This is a genomic window from Stenotrophomonas sp. YJH_SMC_32 (assembly GCF_059369975.1).
This window is the reverse complement of record NZ_JCAFTE010000001.1, coordinates 39,215-59,406: the sequence shown is the minus strand read 5'-3', so window position 1 is coordinate 59,406 and position 20,192 is coordinate 39,215. Positions and strand designations below refer to the sequence as shown.

Annotated in this window: 15 protein-coding genes and 1 tRNA gene; 9 read left to right on the top strand and 7 right to left on the bottom strand. The window is 67.7% G+C overall.

The features are described from left to right. Positions 1-61: 61 nt before the first annotated feature. Positions 62-2,566 carry an ATP-dependent helicase HrpB gene (hrpB, locus tag AC5P7S_RS00270; protein ID WP_095378237.1) on the top strand — a complete coding sequence of 835 codons (2,505 nt, stop codon included), beginning with the start codon at positions 62-64 and terminating at the stop codon, positions 2,564-2,566. Positions 2,567-2,777: 211 nt separating this feature from the next. After that, the gene (locus tag AC5P7S_RS00265; protein ID WP_005420251.1) at positions 2,778-3,152 is read left to right on the top strand and encodes a hypothetical protein; all 375 of its coding nucleotides are present in this window, start codon (positions 2,778-2,780) and stop codon (positions 3,150-3,152) included. A 90-nt stretch (positions 3,153-3,242) separates the two neighbouring features. On the opposite strand, the gene AC5P7S_RS00260 is transcribed toward AC5P7S_RS00265, so the two are convergent. Then, positions 3,243-3,782: a pseudouridine synthase gene (locus tag AC5P7S_RS00260; protein ID WP_005420252.1), complete on the bottom strand. Its 540-nt coding sequence runs from the start codon at positions 3,780-3,782 to the stop codon at positions 3,243-3,245. Positions 3,783-3,942: 160 nt separating this feature from the next. Beyond that, entirely contained in the window at positions 3,943-4,800 is an 858-nt protein-coding gene (locus AC5P7S_RS00255) for a class I SAM-dependent methyltransferase (RefSeq protein ID WP_005420254.1), read from the bottom strand. A gap of 169 nt (positions 4,801-4,969) precedes the next feature. Here AC5P7S_RS00255 and AC5P7S_RS00250 point away from each other — a divergent pair, with 169 nt between their 5' ends. The 4 genes from AC5P7S_RS00250 (at position 4,970) to AC5P7S_RS00235 (ending at position 9,437) form a co-directional block, all read left to right on the top strand. Further along, positions 4,970-5,926: an aldo/keto reductase gene (locus tag AC5P7S_RS00250; protein WP_095378238.1), complete on the top strand. Its 957-nt coding sequence runs from the start codon at positions 4,970-4,972 to the stop codon at positions 5,924-5,926. Positions 5,927-6,608: 682 nt separating this feature from the next. Continuing rightward, positions 6,609-6,679 (top strand) — tRNA-Gln (locus tag AC5P7S_RS00245). 356 nt (positions 6,680-7,035) lie between these two features. Continuing rightward, positions 7,036-8,160 carry a slipin family protein gene (locus AC5P7S_RS00240; protein ID WP_095378239.1) on the top strand — a complete coding sequence of 375 codons (1,125 nt, stop codon included), beginning with the start codon at positions 7,036-7,038 and terminating at the stop codon, positions 8,158-8,160. A gap of 56 nt (positions 8,161-8,216) precedes the next feature. Then, positions 8,217-9,437 (top strand): RtcB family protein, encoded by a 1,221-nt coding sequence (locus tag AC5P7S_RS00235; RefSeq protein WP_095378240.1) that lies wholly within the window; start codon positions 8,217-8,219, stop codon positions 9,435-9,437. Positions 9,438-9,532: 95 nt separating this feature from the next. Here AC5P7S_RS00235 and AC5P7S_RS00230 read toward each other — a convergent pair whose 3' ends face one another. Both AC5P7S_RS00230 and AC5P7S_RS00225 read right to left on the bottom strand, forming a co-directional pair. Next, positions 9,533-10,438, bottom strand: a complete 906-nt coding sequence (locus AC5P7S_RS00230) for an NAD(P)/FAD-dependent oxidoreductase (protein WP_005420261.1) — start codon at positions 10,436-10,438, stop codon at positions 9,533-9,535. Then, on the bottom strand, positions 10,428-10,883 hold the full coding sequence (locus tag AC5P7S_RS00225; RefSeq protein WP_095378241.1) for an Rrf2 family transcriptional regulator: 456 nt from the start codon (positions 10,881-10,883) through the stop codon (positions 10,428-10,430). Before AC5P7S_RS00225 ends, AC5P7S_RS00230 begins: the two co-directional genes overlap by 11 nt. Positions 10,884-11,066: 183 nt before the next feature. Here AC5P7S_RS00225 and AC5P7S_RS00220 point away from each other — a divergent pair, with 183 nt between their 5' ends. Next, the gene (locus AC5P7S_RS00220; RefSeq protein ID WP_005420264.1) at positions 11,067-13,187 is read left to right on the top strand and encodes a methyl-accepting chemotaxis protein; all 2,121 of its coding nucleotides are present in this window, start codon (positions 11,067-11,069) and stop codon (positions 13,185-13,187) included. Positions 13,188-13,439: 252 nt separating this feature from the next. Next, complete coding sequence (gene dkgB / locus AC5P7S_RS00215; RefSeq protein WP_095378242.1) at positions 13,440-14,249, top strand: 2,5-didehydrogluconate reductase DkgB; 810 nt, start codon at positions 13,440-13,442, stop codon at positions 14,247-14,249. A gap of 115 nt (positions 14,250-14,364) precedes the next feature. On the opposite strand, the gene AC5P7S_RS00210 is transcribed toward dkgB, so the two are convergent. After that, positions 14,365-15,072 (bottom strand): alpha/beta fold hydrolase, encoded by a 708-nt coding sequence (locus tag AC5P7S_RS00210; RefSeq protein ID WP_065177848.1) that lies wholly within the window; start codon positions 15,070-15,072, stop codon positions 14,365-14,367. A gap of 139 nt (positions 15,073-15,211) precedes the next feature. On the opposite strand from AC5P7S_RS00210, the gene AC5P7S_RS00205 reads away from it, so the two are divergent. Beyond that, on the top strand, positions 15,212-15,592 hold the full coding sequence (locus AC5P7S_RS00205) for a YbjQ family protein (protein WP_005420270.1): 381 nt from the start codon (positions 15,212-15,214) through the stop codon (positions 15,590-15,592). 55 nt (positions 15,593-15,647) lie between these two features. Here AC5P7S_RS00205 and AC5P7S_RS00200 read toward each other — a convergent pair whose 3' ends face one another. After that, positions 15,648-18,374, bottom strand: a complete 2,727-nt coding sequence (locus AC5P7S_RS00200; RefSeq protein ID WP_005420272.1) for a bifunctional acetate--CoA ligase family protein/GNAT family N-acetyltransferase — start codon at positions 18,372-18,374, stop codon at positions 15,648-15,650. Positions 18,375-18,523: 149 nt separating this feature from the next. Next, complete coding sequence (gene mgtE / locus AC5P7S_RS00195; RefSeq protein ID WP_095378243.1) at positions 18,524-19,894, bottom strand: magnesium transporter; 1,371 nt, start codon at positions 19,892-19,894, stop codon at positions 18,524-18,526. Positions 19,895-20,192 lie beyond the last annotated feature (298 nt).

Below are 20,192 nucleotides of genomic sequence, written 5' to 3'. Positions count from 1 at the left end.
CGCGGGGGAAAAGTGCCCGCGCATTGTACCTGCGCCCGCCGTGCCCCCTTATCCTTTGCACATGACCGCCCCGCTCTTCCCGATTTCCCCGCTGTTGCCGCAGATCCAGCAACACCTGGCCACACAGTCGCGACTGGTGCTGGAGGCCCCGCCCGGTGCCGGCAAGACCACCCAGGTGCCACTGGCACTGCTCGACGCACCGTGGCTGCAGCGCCGCAAGATCATCCTGCTGGAACCACGGCGGGTCGCCGCCCGCAGCGCCGCGCTGTTCATGGCGCGGCAGCTGGGCGAGGAGGTCGGTGGCACGGTCGGCTACCGCATCCGCTTCGAAAACAAGGTTTCGGCGCGCACGCGCATCGAGGTCGTCACCGAAGGCATCCTGACCCGCATGCTGCAGGACGACCCGATGCTGGAAGAGGTCGGTGCGATCCTGTTCGACGAATTCCACGAGCGCCATCTCAGCGGCGACCTCGGCCTGGCGCTGGCGCTGGATGTGCAGGCGCAGCTGCGCGATGACCTGCGCCTGGTGGTGATGTCGGCCACGCTGGACGGCGAGCGGCTGGCACGTTTTCTCGATGCGCCGCGGCTGAGCAGCGAGGGCCGCAGCTACCCGGTGGCGATCAGCCATTTCCCGGCGCGCCGCGATGAGGCGCTGGAACTGCAGGTGCGCCGCGCGGTGCAGCAGGCCCTGGCCGAGCACCCCGGTGACCTGCTGGTGTTCCTGCCCGGCCAGCGCGAGATCGCGCGGGTGCAGGCGGGCCTGCAGGAATCGCTCAATGGCGATGTCGAGGTCCTGGCGCTGCACGGTGAACTGCCCGTGGAACAACAGGCGCGCGTACTTCAGGTGGCCAGCGATGGCCGCCGGCGCGTGGTGCTGGCGACCAACGTCGCCGAGTCGTCGGTGACGTTGCCCGGCGTGCGCGTGGTGATCGACAGCGGCCAGGCACGCGAACCGCGCTACGACCCCAACAGTGGTTTCACCCGGCTGGACGTGGTGGCCATCGCGCAGGCATCGGCCGACCAGCGCGCGGGCCGCGCCGGCCGCGTCGCCGAGGGCGTGGCCTGGCGGCTGTGGCCACAGTCGCAGCGGCTGGAACCGCAGCGCCGCGCCGAAATCGACCAGGTGGAACTGGCCGGACTGGCACTGGAACTGGCGGCCTGGGGCAGCAGCGATCTGCGCTTCCTCGATCCGCCCCCGGCGGGTCCGATGGGCGCGGCGCGCGAACTGCTGCAGCGGCTCGGCGCCCTGTCCAGCAGTGGCGCGATCACCGAACTGGGCCGGCGTGTGCTGGCGCTGGGCACGCATCCACGGATGGCGGCGATGCTGCTGGCAGCGCCCGATGCCCGCGCCCAGGCGCTGGCTGCCGACCTGGCCGCGCTGCTGGAGGCGCGCGACCCGTTGCGCCAGGGCGGCGACGCCCTGGCGGCCCGCTGGCGCGCACTGGCCGCGTTCCGCAATGGCCGCACACCGGGCGATGCCAACCGCAGCGGGCTGGCCGCGATCGATGCCGCCGCCAAGCAGTGGCGTCGCCGCCTGCGCTGCGAAGCCACGCCGCCGGCCAGCATCGAGGCCCATGAGCTGGGCGACCTGCTCGCTCATGCCTTTCCCGATCGAATTGGCTTCCAGCATCCCAGCGATCCTCTGCGCTACCTGCTGGCCAATGGCCGCAGCGCGCGCCTGCACGAACTGAGCGACCTGCGCGGCGAGCCCTGGCTGGTGGCCAGCGAACTGCGCTTCGAAGCGCGCGATGCGTTGTTGCTACGTGCCGCACCGGTGGATGAAAGTGCTCTGCGCAAGGCGTGGCCGGAGCGCTTCGTCACCGAAGACGTAGTGCGTTGGGACAGCGAACGCCGCGCCCTGGTGGCGCTGCGCGAGACCCGTTTCGACCGCATCGTGCTCGACAGCCGCTCGGCCGGGCGGGTCGATCCGCAGCATGCCGCGCAGGCGCTGACCGATGCGGTAGCCGAACTCGGCCTGCACGCCTTGCCGTGGACCGAAGGCCTGCGCCAGTGGCAGGCACGGGTCGAATCGCTGCGGCGCTGGATGCCGGAGCTCGGCCTGCCCGACTGCAGCGACAACGCCCTGCTGGCCACGCGCGCGCAGTGGCTGCAACCCGCGTTCGCCGGCAAGAGCCGCCTGGACGCGCTGGATGAGGCCAGTTTCGGCGAGGCACTGAAGTCGCCGCTGGAATGGTCACAACGGCAGCTGGTTGAGCGCAATGCGCCGACCCGCATCACCGTGCCGTCCGGGCTGGAGCGGCCGATCACCTACGCGTTGGACAGCGAGAGTGGTGATCCGCTGCCGCCGGTGCTGGCGGTGAAACTGCAGGAACTGTTCGGCCTGGCCGACACGCCGCGCATCGCCGATGGCCGCGTGCCGCTGACCCTGCACCTGCTCTCCCCCGGCGGCCGCCCGCTGCAGGTCACCCAGGACCTGCGCAACTTCTGGGAAAACACCTACGCCGAAGTGAAAAAGGAAATGAAGGGCCGTTACCCGCGCCATCCATGGCCGGATGATCCGTGGACAGCCACGGCCACGCACCGGGCAAAGCCGCGCGGAACCTGAGGGCGGGGTCGGATCCCATTGCATCGCAGTGGGCTCTGACCCCATACACCGCGCCGGGGTCAGCGCCCTTTCCCAAAAGAAAGGGATCCGCCCCCACCCTGCCTGATCCTGAATGGCTGCGGTAGAGTCACACCACGTGCGTCCCCGGCTGACATACCGTTTACGGGCAACGCGCGACACTGGACTTCGACCCGAGGCAAAGGACCCCCGCATGAGCAAGCTGACCGTAATCACCGACCGCGCCCTGGAGCGCGCCCTGGAGCTGGCCCACACCGCCGGCGATGGCCTGAAGAGCGCCGGTGGCAGCCTGCGCAATGCGGACTGGATCAAGACCGGCGCCGCCATCGGCGCAGTGAAGACCGGCGGCAAGGCCGCGACCAAGTTCGTGCGCCGCAATCCGGCCGTGGCCGTGGCCGCTGCTGCGGTGGGTGTTGGCCTGCTCGGCTATGCGCTGTACCGCAAGCAGCAGAAGAAGAAGGCCGCCAATGGCCACGTGGTGAATGGGCAGGCGCAGCGCATCAGCGCGCGTGACCGCCGCAACGACACCGTCGTGGACGAGCACAGCGATATCGGCAGCGACGCGTGAGTGTGACCGACCGGGTCAGAGCCCTTCCTGCGGAAGGGATCTGACCCCGAGCCAGGGCCGGATGCCGCGAGGTATCCGGCCCTTTCTGTTTCAACCGATCTGCCGCCACTGCCCGGGCTGCAGGTCCTCCAGCCGGTACGGTCCCATCGACACCCGCACCAGTCGCAACGTCGGCAGGTTCACCGCTGCAGTCATCCGCCGCACCTGGCGGTTGCGGCCCTCGCGGATCGTGATCGCCAGCCAGCTGTCCGGCACGGTCTTGCGGAAACGTACCGGCGGATCGCGCGTCCACAGCGTCGGCGCCGGGTCGAGGCGCTCGATCTTCGCCGGCAGGGTCGGTCCATCGTTGAGCACAACGCCATCGCGCAGCTGTTGCAGCTGCTCGTCACCGGGCGTGCCTTCCACCTGCACCCAGTAGGTCTTGTCGGCCTTGTGCCTGGGGTCGGTGAGCTTGTGCGCCAGCGTGCCGTTGTCGGTCAGCAGCAGCAGGCCCTCGCTGTCATGGTCCAGGCGGCCGGCGGCATACACGCGCGGCGGCAGGCCGAACCCGGCCAGGGTCGGCCGCGGCGGCACGCTGCGGTCGGTGAACTGGCAGAGCACGTTGAAGGGCTTGTTGAAGGCGATCAGCATTGCAGGCATGGCGGGCGGCGGGTAAGGCATTGTCCCACGCCGCGCCACGCGCCACGTCCCTGTAGAGCCGAGCCCATGCTCGGCTGCTGTTGTTCCCTGTCGCGCTGCGCGCGATGAGCCGAGCGTGGGCTCGGCTCTACAGGGTCAGCGCATGCCCCCCTTACGGCTTGATGAAGCGCAGGGTCATGCGGTCGCTTTCACCGATCGCCTGGTACTTCGCATCATCGGCCTTGTCGTGCTGGTTGGTCGGCGGCAGCGTCCACACGCCGTTGGGGTGGTCCTTGGTGTCGCGCGGGTTGGCGTTGACCTCGCTGCGCGCGTCCAGCTTGAAGCCGGCGGCCTCGGCCATTGCGATCACCTGCTGCTGGCCGACATAGCCGGTGTCATCGTCGTCGGCCACGTCGGCCTCGGCGCGATGCTCGACCACACCCAGCACGCCACCCGGCTTGAGCACGTTGAAGAAGCCCTGGAACATGGCCTGCGCCTGGCCGGCCTTGCGCCAGTTGTGCACGTTGCGGAAGGTCAGCACCACATCGGCTGAATTGGCCGGGCCGAACACCGGCTTGGCCGGATCGTAGGCGACCACGGCAGTCTTTCCGAACTGCGCGGGTGCACCGGCGTACTTCTTTTCCAGGCTGTCGCGGCTGCGCTGCTGGTAGTCACGGCCGCGGCCTTCGGGCACGGTCATTGGGTCGACCACGGCGGCGACGTATCGGCCCTTGTCATGCAGCAGCGGCGCCAGGATTTCCGAATACCAGCCGTTGCCGGGGGTGATCTCGATGACGGTCTTTTCCGGCGCTACCTTGAAGAACGACAGCGTCTGTGCCGGATGGCGGAAGCCATCGCGCTTGACGTTGTTGGCATCGCGGGTGGGCGCCTTTACCGCCGCATCGATGGCCGGCAAGACCTGGATCTTCGCCGGTGCCACCGTGGCCGGTGCGGCGAACGCAGGAACAGCAGCAAGCAGGGCCGAAGCAAGCAGCAGGCGGCAACCACGCAGGGACGAAGCAGGCATCATCGGGACGACTCCAGCGGAAGATGCGGCGAGACTAGCAGTCGCAGCGTCCCAGGTGTTCACAAAACGTTAGCGGCGTGCGCGTCGCGGAACACTGTTTTGTGGTCGTCGCCGCAGCACGGTCACACATCGCGTTCTATTCTGGAACACTTCCCCCAAGGAGTCCGTGCCCATGACGGCAACCCGCGAACTGGGCCGTTCCGGCCTGCATGTACGTCCGCTCGCCTTCGGTGGCAACGTGTTCGGCTGGAGCGCCGATGAGAAGGCCAGCTTCGCCCTGCTCGATGCCTTCGTCGATGCCGGCTTCAACCTGGTCGACACCGCCGACGTTTACTCGGCCTGGGTGCCGGGCAATTCGGGCGGGGAATCGGAAACGCTGATCGGCAAGTGGTTCGCCCGCAGCGGCAAGCGCGACAAGGTGGTGCTGGCGACCAAGGTGGCCAAGTGGGCCGAACGCCCCGGCCTGACTCCGGACAACATCAATGCGGCGGTCGAGGATTCGCTGCGCCGGCTGCAGACCGACGTGATCGATCTGTACCAGGCCCACGAGGATGACGAGTCGACGCCGCTGGAAGCCACGCTGGCCACGTTCGGCCGCCTGATCGAGGCCGGCAAGGTGCGTGCGATCGGTGCTTCCAACTACAGCGCCACGCGCCTGGCCGATGCGCTGAAGGTGTCCACCGACTACAAGTTGCCGCGTTACGAAACCCTGCAGCCGGAGTACAACCTGTACGACCGCGCCGGCTACGAAAAGGAACTGGAACCGCTGGTGCAGCGCGAGCAGATCGGCGTGATCGGCTACTACGCGCTGGCCAGTGGCTTCCTCAGCGGCAAGTACCGCACGCCGGCCGATGCGGCCAAGAGTCCGGCACGTGGCGAGACGGTAGTGAAGCGCTATCTGAACCCGCGCGGCCTGGACATCCTGCAGGCGCTGGATGACGTAGCCAGCAAGCACAGCGCCAGCGCTGCGCAGATCGCACTGGCCTGGCAGATCGCGCGGCCGTCGATCACTGCGCCGATCGTCAGCGCCACCAGCGTCGAACAGCTGCACGACCTGCTGGCCGCAGCGAACGTATCGCTGAGCGTGCAGGATGTCGCGCAGCTGGATGCCGCCAGCGCCGAATCATGAGACCCGGTAGTGCCGGCCGCTGGCCGGCATGACACAGTCAGGTAGTGCCGGTCGCTGGCCGGCATCGCGCGGTAAAGAAGGAAATAATTCAACAAAATGGTTGCGCGCGACTAAATCGTGGTTTATCGTGCGCACCTCGTTTCAACACCCACTGGAAACTTCCCTTGAACGCGCATTCCGTCGCCATCGCCAAACTGCTGCCATGCCTGCGCATGGACCGGCCGGCGTGTGCGTTCGGCAAGGAAGACCAGCTGACAACGGCCTGATGCCCGCCCTGCGGAGATCGGCCACCCCGATCTCCGAGGCCTGACGACGCCCTCGGAACGCAAGTCCCGGGGGCGTTTTCGTTTGCGTCGGCACAAGGACCCGCGATGCCAGAACTGCACCCCGCGCGGCGACCCGCCGCTCACTGATCCAGGTTTTTCTGCCGTGCCGGAGGATTTTCTCCGCGTGCATGGCAACGCCTGGACATTATCTGCATCGCAACCAAACATTATCGCTCGCCGATAATGTCGGTGGCCTGCACCCTCGACTACCAACGGTCCCGTTTCAACTACGGGCTGGTGCGCGCGGCGTTGCCGTGGCGTATGCCGGAGGTCGCGGACATGCCATCGCCTGGATCGCCTGCTGGAGGCAGGCGCCGGTTCGCCGGCACGCGGTTCGATTCCGCGCGGTTCACCACTGGATAGCTCAGTCGGGTAGAGCAACGGATCCTGATTCCGTCTGTCGTGGGTTCGACTCCCACTCCAACCACATGACCTGTCACGTCATGACTTGAAGCAACACCCGGGGCGCAAGCCCCAGCGGCCATCGTCGCCGTCCACGGTCACTGCCCTCGGGCGGGGCGTGGAAGGCAACGGACCGCACGCCGGGCCTCGGCCCGCCGTCACTGCCAGCCACGTTCCGCCCCGGTGCTGCCTGCCGGGAACGACGATGGCAGCACTGCCGGTGCACCGAAGGCTCCGCGCGCGGACCGTCCGCCGATGGCCGCCCTCTTCCGCTGCCTGCACGTGGTGTGCAGGCGGCCTCGCCACGACCTGATCGACCCGGGTCATGGCGATTCATCTGCAACGGGTCGAACCACCAGAGCCATACAAGGAGAGACTCCCATGTTCTGGACCATCAAGGTCGTGATCGGCGACGGCGAGCGCGGCCTGGTGTATCGCAACCGTCGTTTCCAGCAGATCCTGCTGCCCGGCGTGCACCGCCTGTCGCCGTTCGGCGGCCGCCCGCACGTGGACATCCACACTGCATCGAAGGGCACGGCCTACACCGGCAGCGACCAGGACAGCCTGATCGAGGCACTGGGCGCGCGGTTGGACACGCACTTCGTGCTGGCCAACGTCGGCGCCAGCGAGGTCGGCCTGTTGCTGCGCAACGGCCGCATCGATGAAGTGCTGCCGCCGGGCAGCCGCCGCCTGTACTGGCGCGGTTCTGTCGACACCCAGGTGCGCGTGATGGCACTGGGTGACGAGCCGCGCGTCCCGGCGGACGTGCAGCAGCGGCTGGGCCAGCTGGGCGTGCTGCCGCGTGTGGCGGTGATCAGCACCGTGCCGAGCGAGTCGGTGGGCCTGCTGTTCATCGATGGCACGCTGCGGCAGACCCTGGACGCCGGCCTGCACGCGTTCTGGAACTTCAACGGCAACGTGTCGGTGGAGCGTGTGGAGCTGCGTGCGCGGTCGCTGGACGTATCCGGCCAGGAGCTGCTCAGCCGCGACAAGGTGACCCTGCGGGTGAACCTGGCCGCGACCGTGCAGGTGGTCGACCCGGTGCGCGCACACCGCTCGCTCAGCAATGCTGATGAGTTCATCTATCGTCAGCTGCAGTTCGGCCTGCGCCAGGCGATTGCCGCGCGCAGCCTGGACGAGCTGCTGGGTGACAAGGCGGCACTGGACGGTGAGATCGCCGCCCATGTGCAGGCCGCGATCGAGGGCCACGGTGTACGTCTGCTTGGCGTGGGCATCAAGGACGTGATCCTGCCGGGCGAGATGAAGGAGATTCTCAACGGCGTGGTGCTGGCCGAGAAGCAGGCCCAGGCCAGCGTGATCCGCCGCCGCGAGGAGGCCAATGCCACCCGTTCGCAGCTCAACACCGCAAAGCTGATCGAGGACAACCCGGTGTTGATGCGCCTGAAGGAGCTGGAGGCGCTGGAGAAGGTCACCGAGAAGATCGACAAGCTCACCGTGTTCGGCGGCCTGGACGGCGTGCTGAAGCAGCTGGTGACGATCAGGTAGGGGCTCGCGGTGGCGCAGGGACGCGCCGCCGGCCCATCAAGGACATACACGAAGACATGGACACTCAATACAATTATCAATGGCTGCATGCCGAGGGCAGCACGCCGATCAAGGGCTGGGTCAACGGCGTGCCACTGGAGGCGCAGGCGCATGAGCAGCTGCGCAACATCGCCGCGATCCCGTTCGTCGGGCCGTGGGTGGCGGTGATGCCGGACGTGCACCTGGGCAAGGGCGCGACCGTCGGCTCGGTGATCCCGACCCGCGGTGCAATCATCCCGGCGGCGGTCGGCGTCGACATCGGCTGCGGCATGGCGGCCGTGCGCACCACGCTGCGCGCCAACGACCTGCCCGATGACCTGCGGCAGCTGCGCAACAGCATCGAGCGCAGCATCCCGGTCGGCAACGGGCGCGGCGGCGAGCATCAGCGCATGCCCGACAGCATCCACACCCGGCTGGTGCAGTCCGGGCTGGCCGCCGGCCTGGAGAAGATCAAGGACAGGCACCGCAGGATCCGCACCGACAAGCTCGACCGCCAGCTCGGTACGCTGGGTGGCGGCAACCACTTCATCGAACTGTGCCTGGACGAGACGGATACGGTGTGGGTGATGCTGCACAGCGGGTCGCGCGGTACCGGCAACCTGATCGGTACCTACTTCATCGAGAAGGCGCGCGAGGAACTGGCCCGGCGCGTGCTGGGCTTCCACCTGCCGGACAAGGACCTGGCGTTCTTCATGGAAGGCGAGCCGCTTTTCGATGACTACGTCGAAGCCGTGTCGTGGGCACAGGACTACGCCCGGCAGAACCGCGAGGCGATGATGTCGCGCGTGCTGGCCGAGATGCGCCACCGGTTGCCGAAGTTCCAGCTGGCGGCGATGGCAGTGAACTGCCACCACAACTACGTGCAGAAGGAAACGCACCACGGACAGGAGCTGCTGGTGACGCGCAAGGGGGCCGTCAGTGCCCGCGAGGGTGAGCTGGGCATCATTCCCGGCAGCATGGGCACGCGCAGTTACATCGTGCGTGGCAAGGGCAACGCGGACAGCTTCAACAGCTGCAGCCACGGTGCCGGCCGGGTGATGAGCCGTGGCGCCGCGCGCCAGCAGATCACGCTGGCCCAGCATCGCGAGGCCACCGCGCATGTGGAATGCCGCAAGGACAGCGGCGTGCTGGACGAGTCACCGGCCGCGTACAAGTCGATCGACGATGTGATGGCCGCGCAGTTGGACCTGGTCGACGTGGTGCACACGCTGCGCCAGGTGTTGTGCGTGAAGGGGTAATGGAGCGGTGCCGGCCAAGGTCGGCCGCTACCAGAGCAGCACGTCGCGTCGGGGGTCAGATCCCTTTCTGCGAAAGGGATCTGACCCCGGGACATTCAGCGCGGCATGCTGTCCTCGGCCACCAGCGCGTGGTGCACGCCGATACCTGCCCGCACGCCCTCGGCAGCGGCCAACGTGATGTTGCCGACCGTGGTCGCATCGCCTGCGGCATACACGTTCGGCACCGAGGTCTGCTTCATCGCATCGACCTCGATCAGCACGCCCAACGGGCTCTCGGCCAGCACGCAGCCGAGCTGCTGCACCAGCGGCGTGGCCATCGCCTGGGTGGCCGGCACGAACAGCGCACGCTGGGCGATGCGGCGGCCATCGGCCAGCTCCACTTCCAGCCAGGTCGGCTGGTCGCCCTGCACGCCCAGCACCGGCGACGTCTCGATCCGCACGCCACGCTGCTGCATGGCAGCCCGTTCCTCATCGGTGATCGGCAGGCCCTGGCTGAAGAAGGTGACATTGCCCCAGTCGGCAAAGAGCGGCGCCTTGCTGGCGGACATCGGATGCCCACCAAGCAGCCCGATGGCGCCACCGCCCACTTCGTAACCGTGGCAATAGGGGCAGTGCAGCACGGTGCTGCCCCAGCGCTCGGCCAGCCCGGGCAGCTCCGGCAGCTGGTCGGCGATACCGCTTGCCAGCAGCAGCTTGCGCGCGGCGAGCACCTGCCCATCGGCGGTTCGCACTTCCACACCCTCTGCGCCGGCGGTGGCCTGCACTGCCTCGGCATGCACCCAGCGCACGCTGGGGTAGTCCAGCAGCTGCTGGCGCGCGGCCTTCAGCAGCTCGGCACCGCTGATGCCATCCAGCCCCAGCACCCCGTGCGAATGGCTGGCGAAACGATTGCGCGGCAAACCGGCGTCGATGACGGTGACCGGGCGGCGGGCACGGGCCAGGATCAGGCCCGCAGCAATGCCGGCATAACTGCCGCCGACGATGAGCACATCAGGATTCATGGTGACCTTCCAGGGAGCGGTGATGGGCGAGGTGGCGGGCGAAGTCGGCGCCGAGCTTGTCCAGTGTGGTCGCCCGCAGGCGCTGTTCGAGCAGGCGCTGTGCTTCGCGTGCACCCTCCAGCAAAGCGCTGTTGACCAGCTGCTGGATCGGGCAGCCGCCGCCGGAATCGCGGGCGCCGACCTGCACCAGCGGTGGTGCGCCCACGGCCAGATAGATGTCATGCAGGGTGATCGCTGCAGCATCACGGGCCAGGTGGCTGCCACCGCCATGGCCACGGGCGCTGCGAACCAGGCCCGCCCTGTGCAGCTGCGCCAGCAGGCGGCGGATCACCACCGGATGGGTCGGCAGGCAGGACGCCAGCTGCTCGGAGGTGCGCGGGCCATCCTGGCCGACCAGGTGCGCCATCACGTGCAGAGCGTCAGAGAGCGGGTTCGCGGATTTCATGTAACTACATTAGTTACATTTATATCCCCTGTCCAGGGTCCACATTTGTTCCATACGGACACATTTGTCCTATGAAACAGTTCCTTCACATCACTAAACGAAACGCTAATGTGCTTTACGTCGCACTTCAGCGGGAGCTTGGCGGGTCGATACCGCAATGCCCCTTCCCGAGAGTGCTTCCCCATGAATGCGTCTGTCCGTGCTCCGCGCCTGCAGTCCAAGCTGCTCGGCGCGGTGTCTGTTGGCTTGGCCGTGGTCCTGCTGTGCGCGCTGGCCGGCCTGGCCTCCGCCTGGTTCAAGTTGTCCACCGAGGTTCCGCCCGAAGTCACGCACAGCCGCGACGCCGAACGCCTGCAGCGTGAGTTCCGCGGCCAGGTGCAGGAATGGAAGAACGTGCTGCTCCGCGGCCACGACGACGCGTTGCGTCAGCGCCACCTGGACGCTTTCGACAACGAAGGCCGCCTGGTCGAACGGCTGGCCAAGGGCCTGGTGACCAGCCCGGACGCGCGCACGCGTGAACTGGCGCAGGCGTTCGTTGGCCTGCACGCGCAGCTGCAGCAGGACTATCACGCGGCGCTGCAGGCATTTGCCGCGGCCGGCTACGATCCGGCCGCCGGCGACAACCTGGTGCGCGGCAAGGATCGCGCGGTGGCGACCGCTCTGGATGCACTGAGCGCGCATGCCACGCAGGTGGCCGAAGCGGCGCTGGCGGCACGTGCGCAGCAGGCGCGGCAGACCCTGCTGCTGTGCGCGTCACTGACGGTGCTGGCCGCGGTGCTGTTGCTGATCGGCCTGGCCTGGTGGCTGCGGCGCGCCGTGGTGCAGCCGGTACTGGCGGTGGAAGCCGCTGCACGCGCAGTGGCTGCCGGCGATCTGCAGCACGTGGTGCAGGTGCGCAGCCGCGACGAGATCGGACGCCTCGCCCAGGCGATGCAGGCGTTGCAGTCCACGCTGCGCGGCGTGCTGGATGCGCAGGCCGCGATGGCCCAGGCGCACGAGGCCGGCACCATCAGCCATCGCATGGACGCCGCTGCCTTCCCCGGCGCGTTCGGCACCATGGTGGCCGACTGCAACACGCTGGTCGACGCACACATCCGGGTGAAGATGCGCGCGATCTCGATCATGGGCCGCTACGCCGTCGGCGACCTCAGCCAGGACATGGAACGCCTGCCCGGCGAGAAGGCAGTGATCACCGAAGCGCTGGATGCGGTCAAGCACAACCTCGGTGCGATCAACGGCGAAATCCGCCGCCTGGCCGAAGCGGCGGCCGCCGGTGACTTCAGCCAGCGCGGCGACAGTGCGCGCTTCGAGCATGATTTCCATGCGATGGTCGAGGGCCTCAACCGCCTGATGCAGACTACCGAGCTGAACCTGGGCGAGGTCTCCAGCATGCTGCGTGCCATCGCCGGCGGCCGCCTCGGCGCGCGCATGCACGGCGATTTCCAGGGCGTGTTCGCGCGCATCGCCGGCGATGCCAACACCACTGCCGCGCAGCTGGCAACCATCGTCACCGACATCAAGCATGCCTCCGGCAACATCCATACCGCTGCCGCAGAGATTGCCGCCGGCAACAATGATCTGTCGCGCCGCACCGAACAGCAGGCCGCCAATCTGGAAGAGACCGCGGCATCCATGGAAGAGCTGACCTCCACCGTGCGCCAGAATGCCGAGCACGCGCGCCAGGCCAACCAACTGGCGATCGGTGCACAGAGTGTCGCCTCACACGGTGGCAGCGTGGTCGGGCAGGTGGTGGCGACCATGGGTGCGATCGAAACGTCGTCGCGGCAGATCGCCGAGATCATCAGCGTGATCGATGGCATCGCCTTCCAGACCAACATCCTGGCGCTGAACGCTGCGGTGGAAGCGGCACGCGCCGGTGAGCAGGGCCGCGGATTCGCGGTTGTCGCCAGCGAAGTGCGCACCCTGGCGCAGCGCTCTGCGGCGGCGGCAAAGGAGATCAAATCGCTGATCGAGGCGTCGGTGGAACAGGTCGGTGAGGGTGCGCAGCGCGTGCGCGAGGCCGGTGACACCATGGCCGAGATCGTCGCCTCGGTGCAGCGCGTGACCGACATCATGGCCGAGATCTCCGCGGCGTCGCAGGAGCAGAGCGCAGGCATCGAACAGGTCAGCCAGACGGTGATCCAGATGGACGGCACCACCCAGCAGAACGCCGCGCTGGTGGAAGAAGCCAGCGCCGCGGCGCGCAGCCTGGAACAGCAGGCGAACCGGTTGATCGATGCGGTGGATGTGTTCGACCTGTCGGCCACGGCGACAGCGAAGGACGCGTTGGCGCGCGCGGCCTGAGTGATCCGGTTGCCGGCCAGCGGCCGGCAGCATCCACCGCCGCACGGGTGGCGCCCGGCCGTTGGTCGGGCGATGGCAGGAATCCGTGCGGACCAATGGTCCGCACCCACAAACCGGTCCGCACACACCGCGGCCCGCAGCGGCCTCGTGGTCGTACACGGTGGTGCAATGCACCGTTGCCGGCATGCACACGGGCGCTGGCCTACCCTTTCGTGGATATTCCCGTCTCCCTCCCCCCTGCTGGAGCCCCTCATGACAGTCCCCGCCTTCGGTCTTGGCACTTTCCGCCTCAAAGACCAGACCGTGATCGATTCCGTGCGCAACGCGCTGGATGCCGGCTACCGCGCCATCGATACCGCGCAGATCTACGGCAACGAAGCCGAAGTCGGCCAGGCCATCGCCGATTCCGGCGTGCCGCGCGATGAGATCTACCTGACCACCAAGGTCTGGATCACCGCGTTCAAGCGCGAAGCGCTGCTGGCCAGCCTGCGTACCAGCCTGGAAAAGCTGCGCACCGATCATGTCGACCTGACACTGATCCACTGGCCGTCGCCGAACGGCAAGGTCGACGTGCCGATGGAGGAGTACCTGACCGCACTGGCCGAGGCCAAGGCACAGGGCCTGACGAAGGAGATCGGCATCTCCAACTTCACCATCGCGCAGACCCGCAAGGCGATCGGCATCCTGGGTGCCGGCGCCATCGCCACCAACCAGATCGAGATCCACCCGTACCTGCAGAACCGCCTGCTGGTGAAATTCCTGCAGGACAACGGCATCCACATCACCGCCTACATGAGCCTGGCCTATGGCGAGGTAATCAAGGACCCGGTGATCCAGGCCATTGCCGGCCGCCACCAGGCCACGCCGGCGCAGATCGCGCTGGCCTGGGCGCTGCAGCAGGGCTTCTCGGTCATTCCGTCCTCGACCAAGCGCGAGAACCTGGCCAGCAACCTGGAGGCAGCAGCGATCCGCCTGACCGACGAAGACATGGCACAGATCGCCAAGCTCGACCGCGGCCATCGCCTTGCCAACCCGGAAGGCATCGCCCCGGCCTGGGATTGATTCCAACGACGGCGCGCAACTGCTCTGGTAGACGCCGACCCTGGTCGGCGCAGACGTCTGACCGATCGATGAAACACCGTGCCGACCAAGGTCGGCACCTACCAGAACGCGGGGATCATCCCCTGCCCTGCAACAACCACCCACGCATTGCCGCACTGACCTCGTCCGGTTTCTCCATCGGCGCCAGGTGCCCGCAATCGGGCACCACCACCAGCTGCGAGTGCGGCACCATCGCGTGCATTTCCTCGCTCACCGCGAGTGGCGTAATGCGGTCGTTGGCGCCACACACGATCAACAGCGGATCACGGTAACCGGCCAGCACATCATGGCCGTCACTGCGCTCCAGTGCGCTCTGGCGCAGGAACACCTCCGCGCCCAGGCGGGTGGTCATGTCGCGCACGCGCTGCACCAGCACGTAGTCGTCCAGACGCGAGGCGTCGATGTAGCTGCGCATCAGCACATCGCCGAAGCCGTGGAACTTCCCCGGCAGGCGCACGCTGGCGCGCTGGCTGCGGCGCTGCTCGGCGCGCTCCGGCGAGTCGGCGTGGATCGAGGTGTCAATCAGCGCCAGCTGCAGCACCCGCTCCGGCGCGATGCGCAGGATCTGCTGGGCCACGAAGCCGCCCAGCGAGAACCCGGCCAGCGCAAAGCGCTCCGGTGCCTGCGCCAGCACGTCTTCGGCCACCGCCTGCAGGGTCTCGCCACGGGTCTGGTCGCCCACGGTGCAGTCGGCGATATCGGCCAGGTCGGCCAGCTGCGCGCGCCACAGCTCGGCATCGTTGAGCAGGCCGGGCAGCAGCAACAGGGGGATACGGTCGGTCATGGGGATATTGTCGCGCCAGCACGGTGACGGAACCATGCCGCAACGGGCGATTGCGTTGTAGAGTCGCGCCATGCTCGACTGCAGCACAGCCTGTCGAGCATGGCTCGATTCTACAGAAGGCAGCGACACGGACGCGACCATGGCAGACCCCTACAACAGCGGCACCCCCACCCCACCCGCGCTGCGCTTCGACGATGCGCTGGTCACCACCGCCTTCGAGCTGCCCGGCCATCGCGTCGTGCGCAACCTCGGCGTGGTGCGCGGCATCACCGTGCGCTCGCGTTCGATCGTCGGCAACTTCCTGGGCGGTATCCAGACGCTCTTCGGTGGCAACATCACCATCTACACCGAGCTGTGCGAACAGGCTCGCGAGGAAACCTACCGCGACATGGTCAAGCACGCGCGGCAGCTGGGTGCCAACGCGATCATCGGCATGCGCTACGACGCCACCGATGTGATGACCGGGCTGACCGAAGTGCTGTGCTATGGCACGGCGGTGGTGGTAGAGCCGGTGCGGTGATGCAGCCGCCAAGCGTACGCAAAAGCAGCCGAGCGTAGGCTCGGCTCTACAGGGATTACGCCACCGGCGGCACGTCGGGCACCTCGACCTGCTGCACCGGCAAGGTCACCATCATCACCGTCGGGTCGTCCGGGTCCAGCCTGGTCTTGAATCCCAGGCTCTGGCACATCGCCAGCATGGTGCTGTTTTCGCGCAGCACCTGGCCTTCGACCACGTCCAGGCCCAGCCACTTCGCGTACTCGATCATGATCGCCATCAGCCGCCAGCCGATGCCGTGGCCCTTCAGGTCCGAGCGGATCAGGATGCCGTACTCGCCACGGTGGTAATCGGCATCGGCGTGCAGGCGCACTGCGCCCAGCATCTCGCCGCTGCGCGGTTCGATCGCTACCAGCGCGATCGAGCGCGCGTAGTCGAGCTGGGTCAGGCGCGCGATGAATTCGTGGCTGAAGTGCTTCACCGACTGGAAGAAGCGCAGGCGCAGGTCTTCGTCGCTGACGCGGGCGAAGAACGCGCGGAACAGCGCATCGTCTTCCGGTCGCACCGGGCGGACGAACGCGCGGCCGCCATCGGACAGTTCGATGGTGCGCTCCCACTCCTTCGGATACGGGAACACCGAGAAGCGCGGATGCCCGCGGCCCTTGTGCAGGATGCGCGACGGTGCCACTGCCACGCGCGCGTCGAGGGCGAGGATGCCCTTGCCGTCGACCAGCAGCGGGTTGATGTCCAGCGTACGCACTTCGGGAATGTCGGCGGCCAGCTGTGCCAGCTTGACCAGTGCCAGCGCCAGTGCGCGCTCGTCGGCGGCGGGCACATCGCCGTAGGCCTTGAGGATGCGCGAAGCGCGGGTCTGGCCGATCAGCTCGTGGGCCAGGCGCAGGTCCAGCGGCGGCAGGGCCAGCGCCTTGTCGTTGATCACTTCGACGGCGGTTCCGCCACGTCCGACCACGATCACCGGGCCGAACGTCGCGTCATCGGCGATGCCGACAATCAGTTCGCGCGCCTTCGGGCGGACGATGGTCGGCTGTACCAGCAGGCCATCGATGCGCGCATCCGGCCGCAGCTGGCGCGCACGCGACAGGATCGCGTTGGCCGCGCTCTGCACCGCCGGCAGCGTGGACAGATTCAGGCGCACGCCGTCCACTTCGGACTTGTGCGGAATGTCCGGCGACAGGATCTTCAGCGCTACGGACGCACCGCGTTCCAGCAGTGGCTGCGCCAGGTCCATCGCCTCATGCGCATCGCGCGCATGCATCACCGGCGCGGACGGGATGCCGTAGGCCTTGAGCAGCTCGTGCGTGGCCAGCGGGTCCAGCCACTGCTGGCCGTTGGCCAGCGCGGCATCGACCAGTGCGCGCGCGGTGGCCGTGTCGACGCTGAAGTCCTGCGGCAGGCTGGGCGGCGTTTCCATCAACGCGTTCTGTGCCTCGCGGTAGCGCACCAGGTGCTGGAAGCCCCGTACTGCTTCGGCCTCGGTCGGATAGGTCGGCACTCGTGCTGCGTTGAGCGTGGCGGTGGCCTGGTCGTCGTTGCCCAGCCACACCGCGAACACCGGCTTGTCGCGGTGATGGCGCGGGCGCAGGCCGAGCGTGCGGGTGAGGGCCTGCGCCGCGTCGGCGGACGAGGTAAACGCGGTTGGCACGTTGACCACCATCACCGCATCGTTCTCGTTGTCGGCCAGCAGTGCTTCGATGGCCGACGCATAGCGGTCACCATCGGCGTCGACCACGATGTCCACCGGATTGCTGCGCGACCAGCCCTGCGGCAGCACCGCATCGAGCTTCTCCACCGTGCTGTCGGAAAGGGTGGCCAGCGTGCCACGCAGCGCGATCAGTTGGTCCACGGCCAGGCGGCCGACACCGCCGCCATTGCTGAGAATGGCCAGGCGGCGACCGGGAAAGGTTCCCAGCCGCCCCAGCGATTCGGCAGCAGTGAACAGTTCGTCCAGCGCACCCACGCGCAGCAGGCCGGCACGATTGAAGGCCGCACCATACACATCATCGGCACGCGCCAGGGCCTGCACATGGGTATCGCGGCTGCCCGGCTGCACGCGCTCGGCGCGACCGGACTTCACCACCACCACCGGCTTGGCGCGGGCGGCGGCACGCGCGGCCGACATGAACTTGCGCGCGTCCTTGATCTGCTCGACATACAGCAGGATGGCGCGGGTGCGGTAGTCCGTGGCGAAGTAGTCGAGCAGGTCGCCGAAGTCGACGTCCATCGTGTCGCCCAGCGAAACCACGGCGGAGAAGCCCACCGAGCGCGCCACGCCCCACTCCACCAGCGCGGCGGCAATGGCCGAGGATTCGGAGATCAGCGCGAGGTCGCCGGCCTGCGGGAAGTGCGCGGCGATGCTGGCATTGAGTCGCGCGTGCGGCGCGATGACGCCCAGGCAATGCGGCCCGAGGATGCGCAGGCCATGCTTGCGCGCCACCGCCTCTACCTGTGCGGACAACGAACCCGGGCCTTCGCCCAGGTGCGCGGTGAGGATGATCGCCGCCTGCACACCACGCTCTGCAGCTGTACGCACCACCTGCGGCACGATCGCCGCCGGCGCGGTGATCACCACCAGGTCGGGCACCCAGTCCAGGTCCTTCAAGCGCTTGACCGTGCGGATGCCGTCGATCTCGGCGTGCCGCGGGTTGATCCACGCCACCTTGCCGGGGAAGCCGGTGCCGCGCAGGTTGCGCATCACTGCGCGGCCGGCCGAACGCTCACGCGGGCTGCCGCCGATCACCGCGACCGACTGCGGACGGAATACGGACTGCAGGTGGTAGGTACTCATGCGCCTACGGTACCCAAATTCCGTGGCGATGGGGTCGGAGGAAGGGTCGGATCCCTTTTCGCAGGAAAGGGATCCGACCCCTGCTGCGGATATCCGGGGTCAGAGCCCTTCGCTGCGCGAAGGGATCCGACCCCGGCGTGCACGTTTTGTTACAGCAGCGTGCCGTGCAGGATCAGCGCGGCGATGCTGAAATAGATCACCAGGCCGGTCACATCCACCAGGGTGGCCACGAACGGGGCCGAGGCGCTGGCCGGGTCGAAGCCGAGCCGCTTCAGGACGAAGGGCAGCATCGAGCCGGACAGCGAACCAAAGGTGACGATGCCGACCAGCGCGGCGCCGATGGTGATCGCCAGCAGGATCCAGTGCTCGCCGTAGTCATGCAGGCCACCCAGCTGCCAGATCACGATGCGCACGATCGCCAGGCAGCCGAGGATGGCACCCAGCACCATGCCGGTCGGGATCTCGCGGATGGCCACCTTCCACCAGTCGCGCAGGCGCAGTTCGCGCAGCGCCAGGCTGCGGATCAGCAGCGACGTGGCCTGCGAGCCGGAGTTGCCACCCGAGCTCATGATCAGCGGAATGAACAGGGTCAGCACCACCGCCCGCGCCAGTTCGTCCTCGTAGTGCTGCATCGCGCTGGCGGTCAGCATCTCGCCCAGGAACAGCACGCTCAGCCAACCGGCGCGTTTGCGCAGCATCTCGAAGAAGCCGATCTGCATGTACGGCTTGTCCAAGGCTTCCATGCCGCCGAACTTGTGCGCGTCCTCGGTGGATTCCTCGATCAGCGCGTCGAGCACGTCGTCCACGGTGACGATGCCCAGCATCTGCTGCTGCGCATCGACCACCGGGATCGCCAGCAGGTCGTGGCGGCGGATCAGACGCGCGACTTCTTCCTGGTCCATCAGCGCGTCCACCGTCACCGGCGGATTGACCTGGGCCACGTCCAGGATCGATTCCTCGGGCAGGCCGGTGATCAGCCGGCGCATGGTCACCACCTGCTGTAACTGCTGGGTGGCCGGCTCCAGCACGTAGATCGCGTACACCGTTTCACGCGTGCGCTCGACCTGGCGGATGTGCTGCAGGGTCTGCGCCACGGTCCAGCTGGCGGGCACTGCCACGTATTCGGTGGTCATCAGCGCGCCGGCGGTGTTCGGCGGGTAGCTCAGCAGCTTCTGGATGACTTGGCGGGCGTCGGTGCCCAGCAGCGGGATCAGCCGCGCGCGTTCTTCCTCATCCAGCTCATGGACGATGTCGGTGGCGCGGTCGTCAGCCATCAGCCCGAGCAGGGCAGCGGCGCGTGCCGGCGGCAGCGCGGCCACCAGCTCACCGCTGCGGTGCAGCTCCGGCGCTTCCAGCATCTTCACTGCACGCGGCAACGGCAGCGCGGCCAGCGTTTCCGCGGCGCGGGCCAGTTCCAATGTGTTGAGGAATTCCACCGCATCGGCGGTGTTGTAGTTCGCCAGCGGTGCGGCCAATGCGGCGGCATCGGCCACCGGGCGCAGCAATTGCTTCTGGTTCATCGGTTTTGCCTTGTGGGGGTGCGACCTCGCGCAACGCCAACGCAGGCAAACCGTCCCGATGTCAGGCGGTGGCCATCGCTGGCGTCGAACGAGGTCGACTTCTACTGTCGCTGGACATGGGTTGGGGACTCCGGAATGCGCGTGCCGGCGGTGCGCCGCCAGCGGCGGGCAGTCTGGACCCGCGGGCCATGCAGGTCAACCCGGCATCCCTGCGCCGGGCGCCTGCCGGCCGGTTGTTCTCGTGCATAAACCAACCGGCGCGCATAATGGCCGGGTGGCGCTCGCCACGCTTTCCCCA

Excerpts from the sequence above, each read along its gene's own strand:
- hrpB (WP_095378237.1), top strand. The coding sequence starts at position 62 with ATGACCGCCCCGCTCTTCCCGATTTCCCCGCTGTTGCCGCAGATCCAG.
- AC5P7S_RS00265 (WP_005420251.1), top strand. The coding sequence starts at position 2,778 with ATGAGCAAGCTGACCGTAATCACCGACCGCGCCCTGGAGCGCGCCCTG.
- AC5P7S_RS00260 (WP_005420252.1), bottom strand. The coding sequence starts at position 3,782 with ATGCTGATCGCCTTCAACAAGCCCTTCAACGTGCTCTGCCAGTTCACC.
- AC5P7S_RS00255 (WP_005420254.1), bottom strand. The coding sequence starts at position 4,800 with ATGATGCCTGCTTCGTCCCTGCGTGGTTGCCGCCTGCTGCTTGCTTCG.
- AC5P7S_RS00250 (WP_095378238.1), top strand. The coding sequence starts at position 4,970 with ATGACGGCAACCCGCGAACTGGGCCGTTCCGGCCTGCATGTACGTCCG.
- AC5P7S_RS00240 (WP_095378239.1), top strand. The coding sequence starts at position 7,036 with ATGTTCTGGACCATCAAGGTCGTGATCGGCGACGGCGAGCGCGGCCTG.
- AC5P7S_RS00235 (WP_095378240.1), top strand. The coding sequence starts at position 8,217 with ATGGACACTCAATACAATTATCAATGGCTGCATGCCGAGGGCAGCACG.
- AC5P7S_RS00230 (WP_005420261.1), bottom strand. The coding sequence starts at position 10,438 with ATGAATCCTGATGTGCTCATCGTCGGCGGCAGTTATGCCGGCATTGCT.
- AC5P7S_RS00225 (WP_095378241.1), bottom strand. The coding sequence starts at position 10,883 with ATGAAATCCGCGAACCCGCTCTCTGACGCTCTGCACGTGATGGCGCAC.
- AC5P7S_RS00220 (WP_005420264.1), top strand. The coding sequence starts at position 11,067 with ATGAATGCGTCTGTCCGTGCTCCGCGCCTGCAGTCCAAGCTGCTCGGC.
- dkgB (WP_095378242.1), top strand. The coding sequence starts at position 13,440 with ATGACAGTCCCCGCCTTCGGTCTTGGCACTTTCCGCCTCAAAGACCAG.
- AC5P7S_RS00210 (WP_065177848.1), bottom strand. The coding sequence starts at position 15,072 with ATGACCGACCGTATCCCCCTGTTGCTGCTGCCCGGCCTGCTCAACGAT.
- AC5P7S_RS00205 (WP_005420270.1), top strand. The coding sequence starts at position 15,212 with ATGGCAGACCCCTACAACAGCGGCACCCCCACCCCACCCGCGCTGCGC.
- AC5P7S_RS00200 (WP_005420272.1), bottom strand. The coding sequence starts at position 18,374 with ATGAGTACCTACCACCTGCAGTCCGTATTCCGTCCGCAGTCGGTCGCG.
- mgtE (WP_095378243.1), bottom strand. The coding sequence starts at position 19,894 with ATGAACCAGAAGCAATTGCTGCGCCCGGTGGCCGATGCCGCCGCATTG.